Below are 21,947 nucleotides of genomic sequence, written 5' to 3'. Positions count from 1 at the left end.
TCCCGACCGCTGTGCATGCCGCCGAACCGGTGCCTCACTCCCCCGTCATGGAGATCGCGACCACGCCGCGGCGCAGGAGTTTGGTGGCTTCCCGTGCGGTCTTGCGCAGCGGGGTGCCGGCACCCGCGTCGGCGATCTGCCCGCAGAAGTCGAGCAACTGCTTCATCAGACGTACGAAGTCTCCCGCGGCCAGGCCGGTCACCATCAGGATGTCGTCGAGGTCGTCGCCCTCGGCCCACCGCCAGGCCGCCCAGGCGAATCCGGGGTCGGGCTGGCGCAGGAAGTCGAGCCGGTGGTCCTTCTCGAGGGTGTCCAACTGGCGCCAGAGTCGGGTCGTCTCGACGAGTGCCCGCTGGACCGGCTCAGACGGTTGCCGCGGCGACGTGGCGTCGTCGGAGCGACGCGCCTCGAACACCAGGGCGGAGAGGGCGCCGGCGAGCTCGGCGGCGGTGAGGTCGTCCCAGACCTGCTCGCGGATCGCCTCGGCGGCGACCAGATCCATCTCGGTGTAGATCCGCATCAGGTGGCGACCACGCTCGGTCACCGAGTCAGCCTCGAGGTAGCCCAGCACCGTGAGGACGGTGCAGACCCGGTCGAAGGTGCGGGCCACCGTGTTGGTGCGGTTCTCGACCCGACGCCGCAGGGTGTCACTGTCCCGGGTCAGCTTGAACCAGCGCTCCGCCCACCGGGCGTGGTCCTCCCGGTCGGCGCAACCGTGGCAGGGATGCGACTTGAGTTGGCTCCGCAGCTGGGAGAGCTCCCGTTCGATGCCGTGGTCGACGTTTCCGCCCTTGGGTCCACCTCGCGTCGCGCGCCGCTCCAGGCCGCGGGTGCGGCTCTGCAGGGCCATGGCGAGGTCGCGACGGTCCTGCGGGTTGCGGCCGTTGAACTGCTTCGGGATCTTGACCCGTCCGCGCGACTCGACCGGCACCGGGAAGTCCGGCGCTGCCAGTCGGCGGGCCTGACGGTCCAGGGTGACGACGTACGGGCGTGGGTCGTCGGGGTTGCCGTTGCCGGGGTCGACGACCACCGCCCACCCGGCGAGCTTGCCGGCCGGGATCTCGATGACGTCACCCGGCTTGAGCGCCACCAGAGAGGCGAGTGCCTCCGTGCGCCGGTCGGCTCGACGGGAACGCGACGCAGCCTTCTCGAGGTCGGAGATCTGACGCCGCAGCCCGGCGTACTCCATGAAGTCGCCCAGGTGGCAGGTCGCGGCCTCTCGGTAGCCGTCGAGCGCCTCCTCCGCCTTGCGCAGCTGACGGGCGAGCCCGACCACAGCGCGGTCGGCCTGGAACTGCGCGAACGAGAGCTCGAGGAGCTCACGGGATCGCTCACGGCCGAACTGGTTCACCAGGTTGACCGCCATGTTGTACGACGGCTTGAAGGACGAACGCAACGGGTACGTCCGGGTGGAGGCGAGCCCTGCCACCTCGGCAGGGTCCATCCCGGGCTGCCAGAGGACCACCGCGTGGCCCTCGACGTCCAGACCGCGACGTCCGGCGCGACCGGTGAGCTGGGTGTACTCCCCCGGGGTCAGGTTCGCGTGGGTCTCGCCGTTCCACTTCGACAGCTTCTCGATGACGACCGTGCGAGCCGGCATGTTGATGCCCAGGGCCAGCGTCTCGGTGGCGAACACGACCTTCACCAGCCCGCGGGCGAAGAGCCCTTCGACGACCTTCTTGAAGGCGGGGAGCAACCCGGCGTGGTGCGAGGCGATGCCGCGGGTGAGCGCCTCGTGCAACTCGTGGTAACCGAGGACCTCGAGGTCTGCCTCGGGCAGGGACCTTGCCGCCTCCTCGACGGCCCGATGGATCTCGTCGCGTTCCTCCGGCGTCGTGAGACGTACGTTGGCCGCCAGGAGCTGAGAGACCGCTGCGTCGCAACCCTTGCGGGAGAAGATGAAGACGATCGCCGGCAACAGCCCCTGACGCTCGAGTCGCTCGACGAGATCCACGCGGCTCGGGACCCAGACCCGGCGACCGTTGCCCACGTCGCGCCCGCCTCTCGGAGCCCCGGACCGGCCCTTGCGCGGCGCACGACGGTCGCGCATGAGACGCGCGCTGGCGAAGTCGTCGCGAGCCACCCGCATCAGCTCCCCGTTCACCGGGGCGCCTTCCTTCACGAAGCCTGCGCTGGCGTCCACGTCCGAACTCGCGAAGAGGTCGAGGATGCGGCGCCCCACCATCACGTGCTGGAAGAGGGGCACCGGACGGCGCTCCTCCACGATGGTGGTGGTGGCACCGCGCACGGTCTCCAGCCACTCGCCGAACTCCTCGGCGTTGGAGACGGTCGCCGAGAGGGAGACGACCTGCACCGACTCGGGCAGGTGGATGATGACCTCTTCCCAGACGGCCCCTCGTGAACGGTCAGCCAGGTAGTGGACCTCGTCCATCACCACGTACCCGAGGTCGAGCAGGGTGTGGGAGCTGGCGTAGAGCATGTTGCGCAGGACTTCGGTGGTCATCACGACCACGGGAGCCTCGCCGTTGATCGCGTTGTCGCCGGTCAGCAGTCCCACGTTGTCGGCCCCGTGTCGGGCCACGAGCTCCTGGTACTTCTGGTTGGAGAGCGCCTTGATCGGTGCGGTGTAGAAGCACTTGCGTCCCTCACGCAGGGCCATGTGGACCGCGAACTCGCCCACGACGGTCTTGCCCGAACCGGTGGGAGCCGCGACGAGGACGCCTCTACCCTCTTCCACCTCGCGACAGGCGGCGAGCTGGAAGTCGTCCAGCGCGAACGGGTACTGGCCGACGAACTCGGCGAGCGCGGGATGCTCGCGGTCGCGCCGGAACTGGGCGTACGCCTCGGACGGGGAAGTCATGACCACACCTTCACTGCCAGGGGAATGCACTCGACCGTGAGCGGAAGGGATCCGATCCGTTCCCCGTCCGCATATCCGACCACGCCCGGGGCGGCAACGGTCACTCGGCGCGCGCGGAAGCGTTCGTACTGGGGGTGCGTGACATGGGTCCCGGAGAAGAGCTTGGGATAGGTCTTCACGAGCTCCAGTCGACTCACCGGCTTGATCACGACGACATCGAGAAGGCCGTCGTCAAGGAGAGCGCCGTCGGTGATCCGCAGCCCTCCGCCGAAGGAAGGCCCGTTGCCCACCGCGACGAGCATCGCGTCCAGCTGATGGGTCACGCCGTCCAGGTCGAGCGTGTAGGACAGTGGCCGGAACGTCCTCAGCTCCGCCACGGTGGCCAGGTTGTACCGCATCTGGCCGCGCGGCCAGGTCATCTTGGCGGCGCGTTCGCTGACGACTGCATCGAACCCGGCCGCGAGGACGGTGATGAACCACTGGTCCCCCGCACGCGCCAGATCGACTGCACGGGTGCGGCCACGCACGACCAGGTCAGTGGCGGCGACCGGGTCCTTCAGCGGGATGTCGAAGTACCGGGCCGCGTCGTTGCCGGTGCCGGTGGGGATGATGCCGAGCGACACGTCGGTGCCCGCCACGGCCTGGAGACCGAGGTGGACCGAACCGTCACCGCCGATGACGACAATGCCTTCGACCCCGTCGGCGACCGCGTCCCGGGCGAGCTGGACAGCGTGGTCGGCGTCCCGCGCGCACAGGTCGCGCACCCGGATGCCGCTGGCGCGCAGCCGGGCGGCGACCAACGGTCGCAGGCGAGACGAACGGCCTCGGCCGGCGCCCGGATTCGCGAGGAGCGCGACTTCTCGCGTGCTGGTCACCACGGGAGGGACCCTACCTGCTGGGCGGAGGGGAAGCCGGGCTCAGAGCGGTGAGAGCTCGTCGTCACCGATCGCGACGGCGGCCTTCTTGCGTCCCCGCACCCGGTCGATGAAACGCGCGATCACTTCGGCGATCAGGAAGAGACCGAGCATCGGCAACGCCAGCATGAGCATCGAGAACGGGTCGGTCGAGGGGGTCGCGACGGCGGCGAAGACGAAGGTGCCGACGACGATCCAGGGCCGGTACTTGCCGATGGTCTTCCCGGAGACGACCCCGGCCAGGCTGAGCATCACGACGAAGAGCGGGATCTGGAAGGAGATGCCGAAGACCAGCAGCATCCGGGTGAAGAAGGAGAAGTAGGCCCCGAACTCGATCAGGTTCTGCATGGCGTCCGGTGTGAAGCCGATCAGCACCTCGAGACCCTTGGGCAGTACGTAGTAGCCCACGGCCACACCAGCCATGAAGAGCGGACCTGCGATGACTGCGAAGAGTCGTGACCACATCTTCTCGTTCTTGTGCAGACCGGGCACGATGAAGCCCCAGATCTGGCTGAGCCAGAACGGGCTGGCCAGCACCAGCGCAGCAACCGCGCACAGCTTGATGCGCAACATCAGTGGGCCGGTGGCCCCGGCCACGTACGCCTCGGTCTGCACATCCTGGTCGAGGGCGATCCGGGCGTCGTTGTACGGCCCGAGAATCGCCTCCAGCAGCTCCTCGTGGAAGTAGAGCGCAACCACGAAGATGGCGAAGAACACGAACAACGAACGCATGAGGCGCCCGCGGAACTCACGCAGGTGGTCACCCAAGGGCATTCGCCCGTCGGGACCGATGGGGTGGAGGGGCTTGATGCTGAACAAGCCCAGAAGACTGCGAATCACCGCCTTGGGTCAGCGGGTGGTGTCGTCGCGAGGCGTCGGCGAGTCGACGTCGATGATGTCGTCGTCCACCTGCTCTGCCCGCAGGTTGGTCTGGTCGGAGTCGCTGTCCTTCAGGCCCTTGGTCTCAGCCTTGAAGATGCGCAGGGCACGGCCGCTGCCACGCGCGAGCTCAGGGAGCTTGGCTGCACCGAAGACGAGCACGACGATGGCCAGGATGATGAGGAGCTCAGGAGCGCCGAGGCCGATGAGCGGAGCGAGGAACAAGTTCATTTCAGTCCTTGGGTCATGAAACGGTTGTCGTCATCCTAAGGGTGGTTCACCCGTAGAAGTTTTTGGTCTCGCTGGCGATTCTCAGAACCTCCGTGGACACCGACTCCGGCGCCACGACGGTGACGTCCGGTGCAAGGCGGAGAACGAGCTGGTGGAGCCAGCGTACGTCAATCACACGCAGGGTGACCTGGGTGAAACCCCCGTCGAGGTGCCGCACGTGGTCGACGGGATAGTACTCGGGCACCCATCTCGCGCCCGGCGCCAGCAGCAGGGTCACCTCCGCGGAGTCCTCGGAGGCAGTGAAGAGGTGGATCGACAACGGTTCGTCCGCGGCTCCGGGCGGTGTGGTCGCGGGAGTGTCCAGCAGTTCGAGCGCCTGGATCCGGTCGAGACGGAAGACGCGACGGTCCTCGGCGCTGTGGCACCACGCCTCGAGGTAGTCCACCCCGTCCACCGTCGCCACCTGCACCGGATCGACCGTACGATCGCTCACCTCGTCACGTGAGGGGACGAAGTAGCTGATCCGTACCTGGGTGCCGCGAGCCACGGCGGTGTCGAGATCGGTGCGCGTGCGAGCAGCCACCGACTCCTCGGGCGTGATCTCGATCTGCTGGTGCACACTGCCCTCGGCAGCAGCGATCTCCAACTTCGCGATGACCCGATCGACCACCTCGCGCGAGTCGAGAGACGAGGAGTCGCGCACCGCCCGCAGGGCAACGATCAAGGCCGTGGCCTCGGTGGCACTCAGACGCACGGGTCGCGCGAGGTACTCGGCGTTCGAGACGTGGATGACTCCTTCGGAGCCGTCCTCCTCGAGGGTGTCGAGGTCCACGTCGATCAGGTCGTCGGGCATGCCACCCGGAAGGCCGCACATCAGGAGAACCCTGAGGTCCTTGACGACCTGGGCGCGGGTGGTGCCGAGAGCGGCCGCGGCCTCTGCCACCTTGAGCCCCTCACGGCGGTGCAGCAGCGGGACCAGCGCCAACAGCCGCGCCACCTGGTCGCGGGACCCCGTCCCAGCCCGACTCATGGTGCCGTTCCCGTCGTCGGGACGGAGAGAGCCGCCACCAGTTGGTCGAGACGTCCACCCACGTGATCGCGAAACTCCGGAGGCGACTCGGCGAAGGCGTTGGTGCCGAGGGTCAGCACCTCGGCGGAGACTTCGGACAGCGCGCCCTCGACCCGGAGGCGGTCCCAGTGATCCGCGCCGTCAGGGCCGGACACCCCGGAGGCCAGCAAGGTCCCGCGCCGGCGTAGAGCGTGGCCCGCGCCAGTGCGCAAGAGGACGTCGAGGGGCTGCTTGTCCGTGGCTGGCTTCAGTCGACGGGCGACCTCACGTACGTCGGTCCCGGCGGGCACCTGGAAGGCGTCCGGTCGTGTCCCCAACCGGGTTGCCCCCTCGACCCGGGAGAGCCGGAAGATCCGCTCCTGCTTGCGGTCCACGTCGAGGCCGAGCACGTACCAGCGGCCCGACTCGCGGATCACGCCCCACGGCTCGAGTCGGCGACGCCCGGCGCTGTCAGAGCCTGGCGTGCGGTAGTCGAACGTCACGGTGCGTCGTTCCTGGGTGGCGGTCCAGAAGTCGTCGAAGGTCGGCTCCTCCGCGGTGATCCGGGGTTCACTGATGGAGAGTGGCGAGCCTGCCTCCAGCGGTAACCCTGGCACCAGTTTGCGCAGCGCAGCGGCGGTGGAGTCAGCGAGTGTGGCGTGGTGCCACACCTTGCCGGCCAGCGTGAGCACTGAGGCTTCCTCGGCGGTCAGCGCGATCTCGGGCAGAGCCAGGTCGTCCGGCCTGATCCGGTACCCCACCTCGTCGTCGAAGTAGGCGGAGAGTTGCCCGACCTCGATCGGGACGCCGAGGGCGCGCAGCTCCTCCTTGTCCCGGTCGAACATCCGGTCGAAGGCATCGCCCGCCTGGTCGGGGTAGAGCACCTGCCGGATGCGCTCCTTGGGGACGTAGCGCTGCTGCACGAGCAGCATGATCAGCAGGTTGAGCAGGCGTTCGCTACGACTGGCGGACAATCGATGGGGCTCCTGTTCGGGAGGGAGGCTCAGGCCGCGCCGAGGATGTCCACGACGAAGACCAACGTGTCGGTGCCCTCGATGCCGGCGTCCGGCTGACCGGCTTCACCGTAACCGAGCTCCGGCGGGATCTGGACGATCACACGCGATCCGATGCGCTGCCCCACCAGTGCCTGGTCCCAGCCCTGGATGACCTGACCGACGCCGATCGGGAAGGAAGCGGCCTCTCCGCCACTGTAGGAGCTGTCGAAGGGCTCGTCGCCCTGGTGGACCTGACCCACGTAGTGCGCGATCAAGGTCTGACCGGCCTTGACCTTCTTGCCCTTGCCGTCGATCAGCTTCGTCACCTGGAGCTTGCCGTTCGGCTTCGGGGTGCCCTTGAAGTCGAGCACCGGCACCTCGCCGTCCTTGAAGGTGACCTGGGGAGCCCAGGCAGCGGGGTCGACCTTGGCGCCCTTCGCCGACTTGAGCGCGTTCTTCTTGGCCTTCTCCAGGTCGGCCGCCGCCTTCTCCTGGGCCTTGGCCTGGTCCTCCTGCTGCTTCTTCATCGCCGCGACCTCGTCGGCCGGCACGGCCTCCACGAGCTCAGCGATGATCAGGACGCTGTCGCCCTCACCGAAGCCCAGCCCCGGGTTGCCCTGCTCGCCGAATGCCTCCTCGGCCGGGGACGCGACAGCGACCACGGAGCCCATGGGGTGGCCGATGAAGGCCGCCTTCAGGGCCGGGGTGAGCTCCTTGTTGAGTTCGAGGGCCAGGGGGTCGGACTGCTCGTAGCTGCTCTCGGCCTCCTCCTCGGTGAATCCGTTGCCGAACCAGTAGTGCACCCGGACGGTGTCACCCTCCTTGGTCTCATCTCCGTCACCCTCGACGAGGACCTCGGTCTCGACCTCGGTGGGCTCCAACTTGCCCTGCCACTTGACCTCGGGCGCCTTGCCGGCCTCAGCCGTGATGTCGACGTTGTCGAGGCCCTTGTCGGCCTCCTCGCCACATGCAGCGAGGGAGAGGAGGCTGAGGCTGAGGGCCGCAGCAGCAAAGCGGTGACGAAGCACGGAAAGACCTTTCGTGGAGTGCAGTGATCCAGCGCGGGCAACAGTAGCCCCCGCACCTGAGATTTCGCGGAGAGCAGGCCCTACATACCCGCAATGAGTCTGGCGACCCGCTCGTCCTCGGAACGGAACGGGTCCTTGCACAGCACCGTGCGCTGGGCCTGGTCGTTGAGCTTGAGATGGACCCAGTCGACCGTGAAGTCCCGGCCCTGCTCCTGGGCCCGCTGGATGAACTCCCCGCGCAACTTGGCCCTGGTGGTCTGGGGCGGAACGGTCTTCGCCCGCTCGATGCTGGCCTCGTCGGCGACGCGCGCGACTGCTCCGCGCCCTTCGAGCAGGTAGTAGAGCCCGCGGTCGCGGCGGATGTCGTGGTAGGCGAGATCGAGTTGGGCGACCCGCGGATCCTCCAGGGAGAGCCCGTGCACCTCGCGGTAGCGCTCGATCAGCCGCCACTTGATCACCCAGTCGATCTCCCTCTCCACCATGCTGAGATCGCCGGACTCCACTGCCTTCAGCGTGCGCTCCCACAGATCCAGTGCTCGGTCCAGGGTGGGGGTGCGGATGCCGCGGCGGTCCACGAAGTCGAGGGCGCGTGACAGGTATTCCGACTGGATGTCGACCGCGCTGGCCTCCCTGCCGTTCGCCAGGCGAACCGTGCGCCGGCCGGTGAGGTCGTACGACATCTCGCGGATCGCTCGGATCGGGTTCTCCAGGGTGAGGTCGCGCATCACGACCCCCTCCTCGAACATCCGGAGCACCAGGTCGCAGCTGGCCACCTTCAGCAGCGTGGTGGTCTCACTCATGTTCGAGTCCCCCACGATCACGTGGAGCCGGCGGTACTGCTCTGCATCGGCGTGCGGCTCGTCGCGGGTGTTGATGATGGGTCGGCTGCGGGTGGTGGCACTGGAGACGCCTTCCCAGATGTGCTCAGCGCGCTGGGAGACCGAGTACGTCGCCCCGCGCGGCGTCTGCATCACCTTGCCGGCCCCGACCATGATCTGGCGCGAGACGAGGAACGGGATCAGCACGTCGGCCAGGGTCGAGAACTCCCCCTGCCGCGAGATCAGGTAGTTCTCGTGGCAGCCGTAGGAGTTCCCGCCGGAGTCCGTGTTGTTCTTGAACAGGTAGATGTCGCCGTGGACACCCTCCTGCGTGAGCCGCTCCTGGGCATCCAGGAGCAGGTCTTCCAGGACGCGCTCCCCCGCCTTGTCGTGGGTGAGCAGCTCGACCACGTCGTCACACTCAGGGGTCGCGTACTCGGGGTGACTTCCCACGTCGAGATAGAGACGCGCGCCGTTGCCGAGGAACACGTTGCTGCTGCGTCCCCAGGCGACGACCTTGCGGAAGAGGTAGCGAGCCACCTCGTCCGGACTGAGACGCCGCTGACCCTGGAACGTGCACGTGACGCCGTACTCGTTCTCGATCCCCATGATCCTGCGGTCCATGTCACCACCCTAGGGGTAGCGGCAAGGATCGAGGAGGGCTCAGAGGTCGGTGTCGGGCGCCGGGGCGGTGTCGGAGCCCGCCTCGGAGTCGACCGCAGAGCCGCGAGGGGTCGGGTCCGCGACCGTCGGCAGCAGCAGCTCGGAGAGTCGCGCGCCCCGGAGGCGGTAGAACTTCCGCATCTGTGCCCTGGTGCGGTCCAGCACGGCCACCTCGAGGTCATCCACGCCGATGGTGCGGTCTCCCTGCTCGGAGTGACCCAGCGCAGCGACGGCCAGTCGCACGGCTGCCTCCAGCGTGCAGCCCTGGACGAAGTTCTCCTCCAGGTGGGCGGCGACCACCTCGGCGGCGCCCCCCATCACGGCGAAGTCGTGCTCGTCGGCGACCTGTCCGTCGTAGGTCAGGCGGTAGAGCTGGTCCTCGGAGGCAACGTCGCCCACCTCTGCCACGAACAGTTCCACCTCGTACGGCTTCTCCCCCGCCGCGCTGAAGATGGTCCCCAGCGTCTGCGCGTACGCATTCGCCAGCCCCCGCCCGGTGACGTCGCGGCGGTCGTAGGAGTAGCCACGCATGTCGGCGAGTCGGACTCCGGCGATGCGCAGGTTCTCGAACTCGTTGTAACGGCCGACCGCAGCGAACGCGATGCGGTCGTAGATCTCGGAGACCTTGTGCAGCGCCTGCGAGGGGTTCTCCGAGGCGAACAGCACGCCGTCGGCGTACTGGACGACGACGACAGAGCGGCCTCGGGCGATGCCCTTGCGGGCGAAGTCGGCCCGGTCCTTCATCATCTGCTCGGGTGAGACGTAGAACGGGGTGCTCATCGAGAATGCTCCTCAGCCAACGGGTCGGGGGTCGTCACAGCAGCTCAGCCACCGGTCCGTCGGGGCGCCTCATGCGTGCGGCCACCACGCGGTCGGCGACCTCGGCGACGAGCTCGTCGCTCAGTCGGCGTCCACCGTCAGCCGTGACGACCTGCACCACGGGGAAGATGCGCCGGGTCAGGTCCGGCCCACCGGTGGCGGAGTCGTCGTCAGCGGCGTCGTAGAGGGCCTGGATGACCGCGCCCACGCAACCGCCCTCGCCGAGGTCGTCGCGGTAGAGCTTCTTCAACGAGCCTCTCGCGAACAGCGAGCCCGACCCCACGGCGTGGAAGGCGGTCTCCTCGTAGCGGCCGCCGGTGACGTCGTACGAGAAGATCCGGCCCTTCTCCGACTCCAGGTCGAAGCCGGCGAATAGCGGTACCACGGAGAGTCCCTGCATGGCCATGCCCAGGTTGTTGCGGATCAGTGCAGCCAGTCGGTTGGCCTTGCCGTCCATCGAAAGCGTGGTGCCCTCGATCTTCTCGTAGTGCTCCAGCTCGGTCTGGAAGAGACGCACCATCTCGACCGCCAGGCCGGCAGTGCCGGCAATGCCGACCGCCGAGTACTCGTCGGCAGGGAAGACCTTCTCGATGTCACGCTGGGCGATGATGTGGCCCATCGTCGCCCGCCGATCGCCGGCCATCACGACGCCACCGTCGAACGTGGCCGCGACGATCGTGGTGGCGTGGGGCGCCAGCCCGGCTGCGTCACCGGCCGGCAGGACGCCGCGCCCCGGCAGGAGATCGGGGGCCTGAGCCGCCAGGAAGTCGGTGAACGAGACGGAGCCGGGCTGCATGTACGCCGCGGCGAGCCGGGGCGAGTCACTCGGACCGATCACTCACTCGCCACCCTTCTGGATGAAGGACTTCACGAAGTCCTCGGCGTTGCTCTCGAGGACTTCGTCGATCTCGTCGAGGATCGCGTCCACGTCGTCGTCGAGCGACTCCTTGCGTGCGGCCACGTCCGTCTCGTTGACGTCAGCGGCGATCTCTTCGTCCTCGGACGACCTACGCGAGTGCTTCTGCTCCTGGGCCATGGGAAGACCCTATCGGGAACTACCTCGTCAGCGTGGTGAAGAGTTCGCCCGCGGTGCGGCACGTGTCGAGCAACTGCCCCACGTGCTGCTTGGTCCCCCGCAGCGGGTCGAGGGTGGGGATTCGCTGCAGTGCGTCATGACCGGGCAGGTCGAAGATGACCGAGTCCCAGGACGCCGCAGCCACCTCGTCGGGGTACTGGGACAGGCAGCGCCCCCTGAAGTAGGCCCGGGTGTCGTCCGGAGGGGTGCTCTCGGCTCGGGACGTGGTGTCGGGATCGACCAGACGACGCATCCGACCCGCGGCGAGCAGACGGTGGTACAGCCCTCGCTCCGGGCGGATGTCCGCGTACTGCAGATCGATCAGGTGGAGTTTGGCGTCCGACCAGTCGAGCCCGTCCCGGTCCCGGTACTGCTGGAGCAGCTTGAGCTTGGCGACCCAGTCGAGCTCCTCGGCACACTGCCAGAGGTCCCGCTCCAGACGATCGAGCACCGATCCCCATCGGTCGAGCACGTCGCGTGTCTGCCCATCGGTGCTGTCACCGGTGTGCTTCTCCACGTAGTCCTGGGCCATCTCCAGGTAGATCCGCTGCAGCTCCAGTGCCGTCATCCTCCGTCCGTCGGCCAGTGTGAGCAGGTGTTTCAGGGTCGGATCGTGCGAGACCTCGTGCAGGGCGTGCACTGGTGAGACGACGGAGAGGTCCTGGTGGATGAACCCGTCCTCGATCATGGCGAGCACCAACGACGTGGTCCCGGCCTTGAGATAGATCGAGGTCTCGGAGAGGTTGGCGTCACCGACGATCACGTGGAGGCGGCGCCAGCGCTCCGGGTCGGCGTGCGGCTCGTCGCGCGTGTTGATGATCGGGCGCTTCAGAGTCGTCTCGAGCCCCACCTCCACCTCGAAGAAGTCGGCTCGCTGACTGACCTGGAAGTCATGACGTCTCCCGTCCTGCCCGATCCCGACCCGGCCTGCGCCACACACCACCGGACGACTCACGAAGAAGGGGATCAGGTGCTTGACGATCTCCTGGAACGGCGTGGACCGTCGCATGAGGTAGTTCTCGTGGGCGCCGTAGGAGGCTCCCTTGTTGTCGGTGTTGTTCTTGTAGAGCAGGATCGGGGCAGTCCCGTCGCGAGCGCTGGCCAACTGCTGGGCCCGCAGCATCACCAACTCCCCCGCCTTCTCCCACGTCACCACGTCCAGCGGCGTGGTCACCTCGGGGCTGGAGTACTCGGGGTGCGCGTGGTCGACGTAGAGCCGGGCCCCGTTGGTGAGGATCACGTTGGCCAGGCCGACGTCCTCGTCGGTCAACTGGGACGCGTCAGCGCTCGACCTTGACATGTCGAAGCCGCGGGCGTCACGCAGCGGGGACTCCTCCTCGAAGTCCCAGCGGGCACGCCGAGCGGCCACCTGGGCACTGGCGTACGCGTTCACGATCTGTGATGACGCATGCATCGGGTTGGCCTCAGGACGGCCCTGCACCGAGATGCCGTACTCGACCTCGGTGCCCATCACCCGGCTGACTGACATCGCCGGCTACAGGTACTGACCGGTGTTCGACGCCGTGTCGATGCTGCGGCCGGGTTCGGTGCCCTGCTTGCCGGTGACGAGAGTGCGGATGAAGACGATGCGTTCGCCCTTCTTGCCCGAGATCCGCGCCCAGTCGTCCGGGTTCGTGGTGTTGGGGAGGTCCTCGTTCTCCTTGAACTCGTCCACGCAGGCCTGGAGCAGGTGTTGCACGCGGATGCCCCTCTGGTCGAGGTCGAGCAGGTCCTTGATCGCCATCTTCTTCGCGCGGTCGACGATGTTCTGGATCATGGCGCCCGAGTTGAAGTCCTTGAAGTACAGGATCTCCTTGTCACCGTCCGCGTAGGTGACTTCGAGGAAGCGGTTCTCGTCGGTCTCCGTGTACATGCGCTCGACGGTGGCCCGGATCATCGCGTGCACGCACGCAGCGCGGTCACCGCCGAACTCCCGCAGGTCGTCGTCGTGCAACGGCAGGTCGGCGGTCAGGTACTTGGTGAAGATGTCACGCGCCGACTCGGCGTCGGGACGCTCGATCTTGATCTTCACGTCGAGTCGCCCCGGACGCAGGATCGCCGGGTCGATCATGTCCTCACGGTTGGAGGCCCCGATGACGAGCACGTTCTCCAGGGTCTCGACTCCGTCGATCTCGCTGAGCAACTGCGGCACGATCGTGTTCTCGACGTCGGAGGAGACACCGGAACCCCGGGTCCGGAAGAGCGAATCCATTTCGTCGAAGAAGACGATCACCGGAGTGCCCTCACTGGCCTTCTCCCGAGCGCGCTGGAAGACCAGGCGGATGTGTCGCTCTGTCTCACCGACGTACTTGTTGAGCAGCTCGGGACCCTTGATGTTGAGGAAGTAGGAGCGCCCTTCGGCTCCCGTCTTCGCCGCCACCTTCTTGGCCAGGGAGTTGGCCACCGCCTTGGCGATCAACGTCTTGCCGCACCCGGGTGGGCCGTAGAGCAGGACACCCTTCGGCGGCTTCAACTTGTGGTCCAAAAAGAGGTCGGGGTGCAGGTACGGCAGCTCGACAGCGTCGCGGATCGCGTCGATCTGCGCGCCGAGTCCCCCGATGGACTCATAGTCGATGTCCGGGACCTCTTCGAGGACCAACTCCTCGACCTCGGACTTGGGCACCCGCTCATAGGCGTAGCCCGAACGTGTGTCGGTCAGGAGCGAGTCGCCGGCACGAAGGGGACCATCGAGCAGCGGATCGGCCAGTCGCACGACTCGTTCCTCGTCGGTGTGTCCGATGACGAGGGCTCGCTGACCGTCGGCCAAGACCTCCTTGATCATCACCACGTCGCCGACCTGCTCGAAGCCACAGGCTTCGACCACGTTCATCGCTTCGTTCAGCATCAGCTCCTGGCCACGGCGCAGGGCCTTCACGTCCACCGCCGGGCTGACCGTCACCCGCATCTTGCGGCCACCGGTGAAGACGTCGACCGTCCCGTCGTCATTGGCGTCGAGGAAGACGCCGAAGCCGGTCGGCGGCTGGGCGAGACGGTCCACCTCCTCGCGCAGGGACGTGATCTGGTCGCGAGCCTCGCGCAAGGTCTGGGCCATGCGTTCGTTCTGGCCGGACAGCGCCGCCAGACGGCTCTGGGCCTCCGCCAGGCGCTGATCCGTCCCGAAGGAAGGCTCAGGACTGGCTGCCAGACGGCGCCGAAGGCCGGCGACCTCGTCCTCGAGGTCGCGTACGTGCCGCGCGAGTGCTTCAGGACTGGGCCCCGGACCGGGGTTGTCGAACGAGTTCATCGCGTTCACCTCCACTTCTGGTGACCCTACCGATGTGGTGGGGGAAGGGAAGGCGAAGCGCCCCGGAACAGTTCACATTTCTCACGAGATCTGTCCGGGAGCGCTGTGTGACGTCAGTCGTCAGCCCGGTCCTCGAGCATCTGCGGCGGCAGGCCGTCGGGGCGGGGACCGTGGTAGTCGGGCCCGTACGCCCCGGGGGCCGGCCGACGCTTCTTCAACGGAGCCTTCTCCCCGGGTGCCATCCGCCGGGCCGTGACCAGGAAGGCGGTGTGACCGATCATCTTGTGGTCCGGGCGCACGGCCAGGCCCTCCACGTGCCAGTCGCGGACCAGTGACTCCCAGGGGTGGGGCTCAGTGAAACCACCGTGGGCACGAAGGGTCTCGACGACCCGCGAGAGCTGGGTGGTGGTGGCGACGTACACGCAGACGATGCCGCCGGGGACGAGGGCCTCGGCAACCACGTCGACGCACTCCCAGGGCGCGAGCATGTCGAGGATGATCCGGTCGACCGGGTGGTCGAGGGAGGGCAACTCCTCGGTGAGATCGCCCAGGCGCAGGTCCCACGCGGGGTGATCACCCCCGAAGAACTGGGTGACGTTGCGGCGCGCCACGTCATGGAACTCCTCACGCCGTTCATAGCTGATCACCTGGCCCTGGGGGCCCGCCGCGCGCAGCAGGGAGCACGTCAGGGCGCCGGAGCCTGCCCCTGCCTCGACCACACGGGCTCCCGGGAAGATGTCGGCCATCGCCACGATCTGCGCCGCGTCCTTGGGGTAGATCACCGCGGCACCGCGCGGCATCGAGACGACGAACTCAGAGAGCAGCGGTCGGAAGACGAGGTACTCGCCGCCTGCGGACGAGGCGACGGTGAAGCCTTCCTCGCGACCGATCAACTCGTCGTGCTCGATGTGACCCTTGTTGGAGAAGAAGCGCTTCTCCGCGACGAGCTCGAAGTTGTGCTTGCGGCCCTTCTGGTCGATCAGCCGCACCCACTCCCCCACGCGCAGGGGTCCGCGGTGGACTCCCGACCAGGCTTCGACGGGGACATCAGCGGGTACGGAGGGCGCATCAGACATACGCCGAACTTTAGTGTGCGTGGTCCCGGAAGGCGCGATCGACGTCGGCGGTCGAGAGGACGCCGTGGATGGAACCGTCCGACTCGACCAGCAGGTACTCCTGGGCGGGGCGCATGCCCATGGCCTTGATCAGCTCGACGCCCCGGATGTCGGCCGGGAGCGTGAGACCGACCTCGAGGGCTGTCGCCACGGCGCTGGTGGGCATCCAAGGTCGTCTCTCGGCCGGCACCGCGAGCAGAGCTGCCTCGTTGACGAGACCGACGGGACGTCCGTCCGGGCCGAGCGTGACGATGCTGCCCGCCTGGGAATCCTGGGCGACGCGCACCGCCTCAGACAGCGGCAGGTCTGCGCCCACCGCGACGGTACGACGGGCGAGGCCACGGCCCTGCAGCGCCGGGATTCGCCGTCGCAGAGTGGCGTGCTGCATGGAGGCCGTCGCGCCACCCCACAGGAAGATGGCCAGAACCACGGCGAGCAGGTAGTCGACGAAGGTCGGCTCCACGGAGAAGATCGTCTGCAGGTAGACGGGCCATCCCAGGACCAGCACGGCCAGGACACGGCCGCCCCAGCCGGCCACCAGGGTGGCCCGGTGCAGATTGCCGGTCACCCCCCAGACGCCGGCCTTGAGGACCCGTCCGCCGTCCAGGGGAAGGCCGGGGATGAGATTCATCGCCCCGATCAACAGGTTGGCACCCGCGAGCCCCTCGAGGCCCACCCGGACCAGGCCGTTGGGTGCTGCGACCAGGGCGCCGAGGGCGGCGAAGCCGATGGCCAACGAGGTGATCGGACCCACGACGGCGATCCAGAACTCCTCCTTGGCGTTGCGTGCCTCACCCTCCATGGCTGTCATACCGCCGAGGAAGTGCAACGTGATCGAAGAGACGCCGTGTCCGTACCTTCGTGCCATCCAGGCGTGGGAGGCCTCGTGCAGCAGCACCGAGAGGTAAAGGATCACCGCGAACGCGGCGCCGGCGACGTACTTCCAACCGCCCAGGCCGGGCGAGACCTGTTCGATGCGAGGTGAGACGAGGACCGCGATGATCGCCGCGATGAAGAACCACGACGTACTCACGAGGACGTCGGCGCCAGCGATCGTCCCGATCTTTATGGTGCCGTGGGGGCGACTCCGGGTAGCCCGGGGTGCGGGGGACGGGGAACGCTCGGACACGCCACGACCCTAGCCGACCCTGCCCCAGACAGTGTCGTCCTCACGGCGCGAGAAGCCTCCCGAGGGCAGGCAGGTCCACACCCACCAGGGACGTACGCAGCACCCGGCGCTCGCCGGGTTGCACCGGCACGTGGTGCGGAACGCACAGCACCGTGCAGCCTGCGGCGACGGCCGAGGTGGCTCCCGTGTCGGAGTCCTCGATGGCGACGCAGTCCTGCGGCTTCACGCCCAGCAACTGGGCTGCCCGCTGGTACGGCTCGGGGTGCGGCTTGCCCCGGGACACGGAGTCGCCCGTCACCACGGCGGAGAAGCCCGCTCCGGACAACTGTTCCAGGACGGGCGCCACGAGGCGTCGGTAGGACATCGTCACGAGCGCACACGGGACGCCGGCGTCATTGAGGCCGCTGAGCAACTCCCGGGCCCCGGGACGCCACGGGATCTCCCGCTGCACCCGTGCCACGACTCCGTCGAGCAGCTCCTCGACGATCACCTCCGGCGCCAGGTCGATCCCCATGTGGGTCCGGATGTAACGACCCGACTCGAGAAGGTCATTGCCGACGAGGCTCAGGGCATGCTCCTGGGTCCACGTACCGCCGTGTCGTTCCGCGAGCTCGAACTCGGTCGCGATCCAGTACGGCTCGGTGTCCACCAGGGTGCCGTCCATGTCCCAGAGGACTGCGCTGGGCAGGCGATCTGTGTCCGTGTGCTGTCCCACATTTCCTCCGAGGTGTCCGACCACTGACCGGGCAACTATCCCCGTCGCGCCGAGCGCGACTCACAGGGGGATGCGTGATGCCGGCCCGTCGGTCGGGTCCGCCGGCGGGCGTAGTCTGCCTGAGGTGCATGGTTCCCGGGCGGTCAAGAGCATCGCGGCGCAGGTGCTGGGCTGGATCCTGGTGGTCGCCGGGATTGCCGCCCTGGTCCTGCCAGGTCCCGGCCTGCTCGCCCTCTTCGCGGGGATGGCACTGCTGGCCACCCAGTACAGCTGGGCAGAGCGCCGACTGGCGCCGGTGAGACGGGCAGCCCTGGACAGTGCCCGGCACAGCGTCCAGTCAGTGCTCCGGATCCTGATGTCAGGCCTGCTGGTCCTGGGCCTGGTCGTGACCGGAGTGGTGTGGGGCATGCGTCCGGATGCCCCCGGCTGGTGGCCCGTGGCAGATCGATGGTGGTTGGTCGGCGGATGGGGCACCGGCGCGACGCTGATCGGCTCTGGCGTCATCGCCGGTGCGATGGTCCTCTACTCCTTCGTCAACTACCGCGACCAGAGGTCCGTCCCGTCGGATGACGAACCTGCTCAGTCCTCCGGGTCGTAGCCGAGATTCGGGGAGAGCCACCGCTCGGCCTCGGCCAGCGTCCAACCCTTGCGCTCGGCGTAGTCCGCGACCTGGTCGCGCCCCAGGCGCCCCACGACGAAGTACTGGGACTCGGGGTGGGAGAAGTACCAACCGGAGACGGCCGCGCCGGGCCACATCGCCAACGACTCGGTCAGTTGGATGCCGGCCTGCTCCTCGACCTCGAGGAGCTCCCAGATGGCCGACTTCTCGGTGTGGTCGGGGCACGCTGGATATCCCGGGGCCGGGCGGACACCGGTGTAGCGCTCGGCGATCAGGTCTTCGTTGCTGAGTTCCTCCGCCTGGACGTGACCCCAGTGCTCGGTGCGGACCAACTCGTGCAGGCGCTCCGCGAAGGCTTCGGCCAGCCGGTCTGCGAGGGACTCCAACAGGATCGCGGAGTAGTCATCCATCTCCTCACGGAAGGCGGCCACCCGCTCGCCCGCACCCAGACCTGCCGTGACCGCGAAGGCGCCCACGTGGTCCGGCAGAGCTGTCTCCCTGGGGGCGACGTAGTCAGAGAGAGCGCGGTTCGGGATCCCCGCCCGGTGCAGCCCCTGCTGGCGCAGGTGGTGCACCCTCATGAGGACCTCACCACGGCTCTCGTCGGTGTAGATCTCAATGTCGTCTCCGACCGCGTTGGCCGGGAAGAGCCCGATCACGCCGTTTGCCCGTAGCCACTTCTCCTCGATGATCCGGTCCAGCATCACCTGGGCGTCGTCATACAGCTTGCGGGCCACCTCGGAGGTGGCGGGATTGTTGAGGATGTCGGGGAACTTCCCCTTCATCTCCCAGGTGTTGAAGAACGGCTGCCAGTCGATGTAGCGGCGCAACTCGCTGAGGTCGTAGTCCTTCAGGACGTGCACCCCGGGACGGGCTGGCTGGGGCGCCTCGTAGTCCGTCCAGTCGATCGGCGTGCGATTGCTCCGCGCCGCCTCCAACTCGATCATCGGCCGGTCGTTCTTCGCGGAGTGCCGCGCACGCAGTGCGTCGTAGTCGGCCTGGACCCCGGCCATCAGGGCGGGACGTTGGGCGTCGCTCAGCAGCGCCGCCGCCGTGGGCACCGAACGCGAGGCGTCCTTGACCCAGATGACGTCGCCGTCGTACTTCTTGTCGATCTTCACGGCGGTGTGGGCACGCGAGGTGGTGGCACCACCGATCATCAACGGCATGGTGAAGCCCTGGCGCTGCATCTCAGCAGCCACGTTGACCATTTCGTCGAGCGAGGGGGTGATGAGCCCGGAGAGACCGATCATGTCGGCGCCCACCTCCTTGGCCGTGTCCAGGATCTTCTGCGCGGGCACCATGACGCCGAGGTCGATGACCTCGTAGTTGTTGCACTGCAGGACCACGCCGACGATGTTCTTGCCGATGTCGTGGACGTCGCCCTTCACGGTGGCCATGACGATCGTGCCGTTGGTGTCCTTGACCGCGGCGAGAGCAGGGTCGGCCGCCTTCTCCTTCTCGATGAAGGGGATCAGGTAGGCGACCGCCTTCTTCATGACGCGGGCGGACTTCACGACCTGTGGCAGGAACATCTTGCCGTCGCCGAAGAGGTCGCCGACGACGTTCATGCCATCCATCAGGGGGCCTTCGATGACCTCGATCGGCCGCCCGCCGCGGGCTTCGATCTCGGCGCGCAACTCTTCGGTGTCTGACTCCGCGTAGGCGTCGATCCCCTTGACCAGGGCGTGCGTGATGCGCTCGGAGACCGGCAGGGAGCGCCACTCGTCGACCTTCTCCTCACCCACCTCGCCGGCGCGGTTGTGCTCCTCGGCGATCTCGAGGAGCCGCTCGGCTGCGTCGGGACGGCGGTTCAGGACCACGTCCTCGATGCGCTCCCGCAACTCCGGCTCCACCTGGTCGTAGACCACCAGGGCACCGGCGTTGACGATGCCCATCGTCAGTCCCGCACGGATGGCGTGGAACAGGAAGACCGCATGGATCGCCTCACGCACCGGGTTGTTGCCCCGGAAGGAGAACGAGACGTTCGAGATGCCGCCGGAGACGAGCGCGCCGGGCAGGTTCTGCTTGATCCAGCGCGTGCCCTCGATGAAGTCGAGTCCGTAGGAGGCGTGCTCCTCGATCCCGGTGGCGACGGCGAAGACGTTGGGGTCGAAGATGATGTCCTCGGCCGGGAAGCCGACCTCGTCGACCAGGATCCGGTAGGCCCGCTCGCAGATCGACTTGCGTCGGTCCAGGTTGTCTGCCTGACCGTCTTCGTCGAACGCCATCACGACCACCGCAGCGCCGTACTTGCGGCACAAACGCGCGTGGGCGCGGAACGCCTCCTCGCCCTCCTTCATGGAGATCGAGTTGACCACCGTCTTGCCCTGGACGCACTTGAGTCCGGCTTCGATGACCTCCCACTTCGAGGAGTCGATCATCAACGGCACCCGACTGATGTCCGGCTCGGAGGCAATCAACTTGACGAACCGGTCCATCGCCGCGACCCCGTCGATCATCCCTTCGTCCATGTTGACGTCGATGATCTGCGCGCCGCTCTCGACCTGCTGCAGGGCGACGGACAGGGCGGTGTCGTAGTCGCCGTCCTTGATCAGGTTGCGGAACCGGGCCGAGCCGGTGATGTTGGTGCGCTCCCCGACGTTGACGAAGAGCGACTCGTCGGTGATGTTGAAGGGCTCGAGCCCCGACAGTCGCATGGCTCCGGGCACCTCGGGGACCACCCGCGGGGTCACGTCAGCCACTGCAGCGGCGATCGCCGCGATGTGGTCCGGCGTCGTACCGCAGCATCCACCCACGACGTTGACCAACCCGGCGCTGGCGAACTCGCCCACGACGGCTGCGGTCTGGTGTGCGAGCTCGTCGTACTCGCCGAAGGCGTTGGGCAGCCCGGCGTTGGGGTAGACCGAGACGAAGGTGTCGGCCAGACGGCTGAGCTCGGCGACGTAGGGGCGCATCTCGGATGCCCCGAGGGCACAGTTGAGCCCGATCATCAGCGGCTTGGCGTGCCTGACCGAGTTCCAGAAGGCCTCGGTGGTCTGACCTGTGAGGGTCCGTCCGGAGGCGTCGGTGATGGTCCCGGAGATCACGACGGGCCAGCGCCGGCCCCACTCCTCGAAGAGGGTCTCGACCGCGAAGATGGCGGCCTTGGCGTTGAGGGTGTCGAAGATCGTCTCGATGATCAGCAGGTCCGCCCCGCCGTCGAGCAGTCCTCGGGCAGCCGTGTGGTACGCCTCCACCAACTGGTCGAAGGTGACGTTGCGGGCACCGGGGTCGTTCACGTCGGGAGAGATCGAGGCGGTACGCGTCGTGGGGCCGATGGCACCGGCCACGTAGCGCGGACGGCTGGGGTCCCTCGACTCCGCGGCGTCGCACTCGCGACGTGCCAGGTCCGCGGCTGCCCAGTTCAGCTCGTAGGCCAGGTCGGCCATGTCGTAGTCGCCGAGTGAGATCGCATTGGCGTTGAAGGTGTTGGTCTCGATGAAGTCGGCGCCGGCCTCGAGATACTCCCGGTGGATGTCAGCGATCAACTGGGGCTGGGTCAGCGTCAACAGGTCGTTGTTGCCCTGGACGTCGAGGTGCCAGTCCTTGAACCGCTCACCGCGGTAGCCGCTCTCGTCCGGCCGGTCGCGCTGGATCGCCGTCCCCATGGCACCGTCGATGACCATCACCCGTTGGCGCAGGGTGGAGGTCAGGATCTCGGTGCTGTCGGGGCGATGCTGGGGCACGATGTCGGCTGACACTTGGCTCCTCCATGGGTTCAGGGACGACGTCCTCCGACCACGGTAGGCCCGTGTCCGGAACGTGGACATCCATCCCGAATCGTGACACCGCCGTGGTGGGCGTGTGAAATCGCGGGCAGCGCCTACGCTG

General features: G+C 67.6%; 18 protein-coding genes. 1 reads left to right on the top strand and 17 read right to left on the bottom strand.

Annotated features, from left to right (window positions below; all coding sequences use genetic code 11):
• Positions 1 to 34: 34 nt before the first annotated feature.
• From DNK52_RS13065 to DNK52_RS12990, 16 genes are all read right to left on the bottom strand, one after another.
• Positions 35 to 2,821 (bottom strand): DEAD/DEAH box helicase, encoded by a 2,787-nt coding sequence (locus DNK52_RS13065; protein ID WP_110241447.1) that lies wholly within the window; start codon positions 2,819 to 2,821, stop codon positions 35 to 37.
• Positions 2,818 to 3,699: a diacylglycerol kinase gene (locus DNK52_RS13060; RefSeq protein ID WP_239455574.1), complete on the bottom strand. Its 882-nt coding sequence runs from the start codon at positions 3,697 to 3,699 to the stop codon at positions 2,818 to 2,820. The genes DNK52_RS13065 and DNK52_RS13060 overlap by 4 nt, the downstream gene beginning before the upstream one ends.
• A gap of 39 nt (positions 3,700 to 3,738) precedes the next feature.
• A complete protein-coding gene (gene tatC, locus DNK52_RS13055; protein ID WP_239455572.1) occupies positions 3,739 to 4,554 on the bottom strand; it encodes a twin-arginine translocase subunit TatC in 816 nt (271 codons plus the stop codon).
• Between the two features lie 30 nt (positions 4,555 to 4,584).
• Positions 4,585 to 4,845, bottom strand: coding sequence for a twin-arginine translocase TatA/TatE family subunit (tatA, locus tag DNK52_RS13050; protein ID WP_110241446.1), 261 nt, complete (start codon positions 4,843 to 4,845; stop codon positions 4,585 to 4,587).
• A 46-nt stretch (positions 4,846 to 4,891) separates the two neighbouring features.
• Complete coding sequence (locus tag DNK52_RS13045) at positions 4,892 to 5,875, bottom strand: helix-turn-helix transcriptional regulator (RefSeq protein WP_110241445.1); 984 nt, start codon at positions 5,873 to 5,875, stop codon at positions 4,892 to 4,894.
• Positions 5,872 to 6,867 carry a helix-turn-helix transcriptional regulator gene (locus DNK52_RS13040; protein ID WP_110241444.1) on the bottom strand — a complete coding sequence of 332 codons (996 nt, stop codon included), beginning with the start codon at positions 6,865 to 6,867 and terminating at the stop codon, positions 5,872 to 5,874. The genes DNK52_RS13045 and DNK52_RS13040 overlap by 4 nt, the downstream gene beginning before the upstream one ends.
• A gap of 29 nt (positions 6,868 to 6,896) precedes the next feature.
• Positions 6,897 to 7,916, bottom strand: coding sequence for an FKBP-type peptidyl-prolyl cis-trans isomerase (locus DNK52_RS13035; protein ID WP_162598765.1), 1,020 nt, complete (start codon positions 7,914 to 7,916; stop codon positions 6,897 to 6,899).
• An 80-nt stretch (positions 7,917 to 7,996) separates the two neighbouring features.
• Positions 7,997 to 9,358: a Pup--protein ligase gene (gene pafA / locus DNK52_RS13030; protein WP_110241442.1), complete on the bottom strand. Its 1,362-nt coding sequence runs from the start codon at positions 9,356 to 9,358 to the stop codon at positions 7,997 to 7,999.
• Positions 9,359 to 9,397: 39 nt separating this feature from the next.
• The gene (gene prcA, locus DNK52_RS13025) at positions 9,398 to 10,177 is read right to left on the bottom strand and encodes a proteasome subunit alpha (protein WP_110241441.1); all 780 of its coding nucleotides are present in this window, start codon (positions 10,175 to 10,177) and stop codon (positions 9,398 to 9,400) included.
• A gap of 34 nt (positions 10,178 to 10,211) precedes the next feature.
• A complete protein-coding gene (prcB, locus tag DNK52_RS13020) occupies positions 10,212 to 11,012 on the bottom strand; it encodes a proteasome subunit beta (protein ID WP_110241632.1) in 801 nt (266 codons plus the stop codon).
• A 42-nt stretch (positions 11,013 to 11,054) separates the two neighbouring features.
• Complete coding sequence (locus DNK52_RS13015) at positions 11,055 to 11,252, bottom strand: ubiquitin-like protein Pup (RefSeq protein ID WP_110241440.1); 198 nt, start codon at positions 11,250 to 11,252, stop codon at positions 11,055 to 11,057.
• A gap of 19 nt (positions 11,253 to 11,271) precedes the next feature.
• Positions 11,272 to 12,780 (bottom strand): depupylase/deamidase Dop, encoded by a 1,509-nt coding sequence (gene dop / locus DNK52_RS13010; protein ID WP_110241439.1) that lies wholly within the window; start codon positions 12,778 to 12,780, stop codon positions 11,272 to 11,274.
• A 6-nt stretch (positions 12,781 to 12,786) separates the two neighbouring features.
• A complete protein-coding gene (gene arc / locus DNK52_RS13005; protein WP_110241438.1) occupies positions 12,787 to 14,535 on the bottom strand; it encodes a proteasome ATPase in 1,749 nt (582 codons plus the stop codon).
• 113 nt (positions 14,536 to 14,648) lie between these two features.
• Positions 14,649 to 15,611 (bottom strand): tRNA (adenine-N1)-methyltransferase, encoded by a 963-nt coding sequence (locus tag DNK52_RS13000; protein WP_110241437.1) that lies wholly within the window; start codon positions 15,609 to 15,611, stop codon positions 14,649 to 14,651.
• 10 nt (positions 15,612 to 15,621) lie between these two features.
• On the bottom strand, positions 15,622 to 16,779 hold the full coding sequence (locus DNK52_RS12995) for a site-2 protease family protein (RefSeq protein WP_239455566.1): 1,158 nt from the start codon (positions 16,777 to 16,779) through the stop codon (positions 15,622 to 15,624).
• A gap of 40 nt (positions 16,780 to 16,819) precedes the next feature.
• Positions 16,820 to 17,494 carry an HAD family hydrolase gene (locus DNK52_RS12990; protein WP_239455565.1) on the bottom strand — a complete coding sequence of 225 codons (675 nt, stop codon included), beginning with the start codon at positions 17,492 to 17,494 and terminating at the stop codon, positions 16,820 to 16,822.
• A gap of 124 nt (positions 17,495 to 17,618) precedes the next feature.
• Between DNK52_RS12990 and DNK52_RS12985 the strand changes: the two genes are divergently transcribed.
• Positions 17,619 to 18,092 (top strand): PGPGW domain-containing protein, encoded by a 474-nt coding sequence (locus DNK52_RS12985; protein ID WP_204163526.1) that lies wholly within the window; start codon positions 17,619 to 17,621, stop codon positions 18,090 to 18,092.
• On the opposite strand, the gene metH is transcribed toward DNK52_RS12985, so the two are convergent.
• The gene (gene metH / locus DNK52_RS12980; protein ID WP_239455626.1) at positions 18,074 to 21,742 is read right to left on the bottom strand and encodes a methionine synthase; all 3,669 of its coding nucleotides are present in this window, start codon (positions 21,740 to 21,742) and stop codon (positions 18,074 to 18,076) included. The two genes, DNK52_RS12985 and metH, sit on opposite strands and share 19 nt — an antisense overlap.
• Between the last annotated feature and the right edge of the window lie 205 nt (positions 21,743 to 21,947).

It is taken from the genome of Nocardioides gilvus, from assembly GCF_003194605.1.
Taxonomy (GTDB): domain Bacteria; phylum Actinomycetota; class Actinomycetes; order Propionibacteriales; family Nocardioidaceae; genus Nocardioides; species Nocardioides gilvus.
This window is presented reverse-complemented; position numbering and strand designations above follow the sequence as displayed.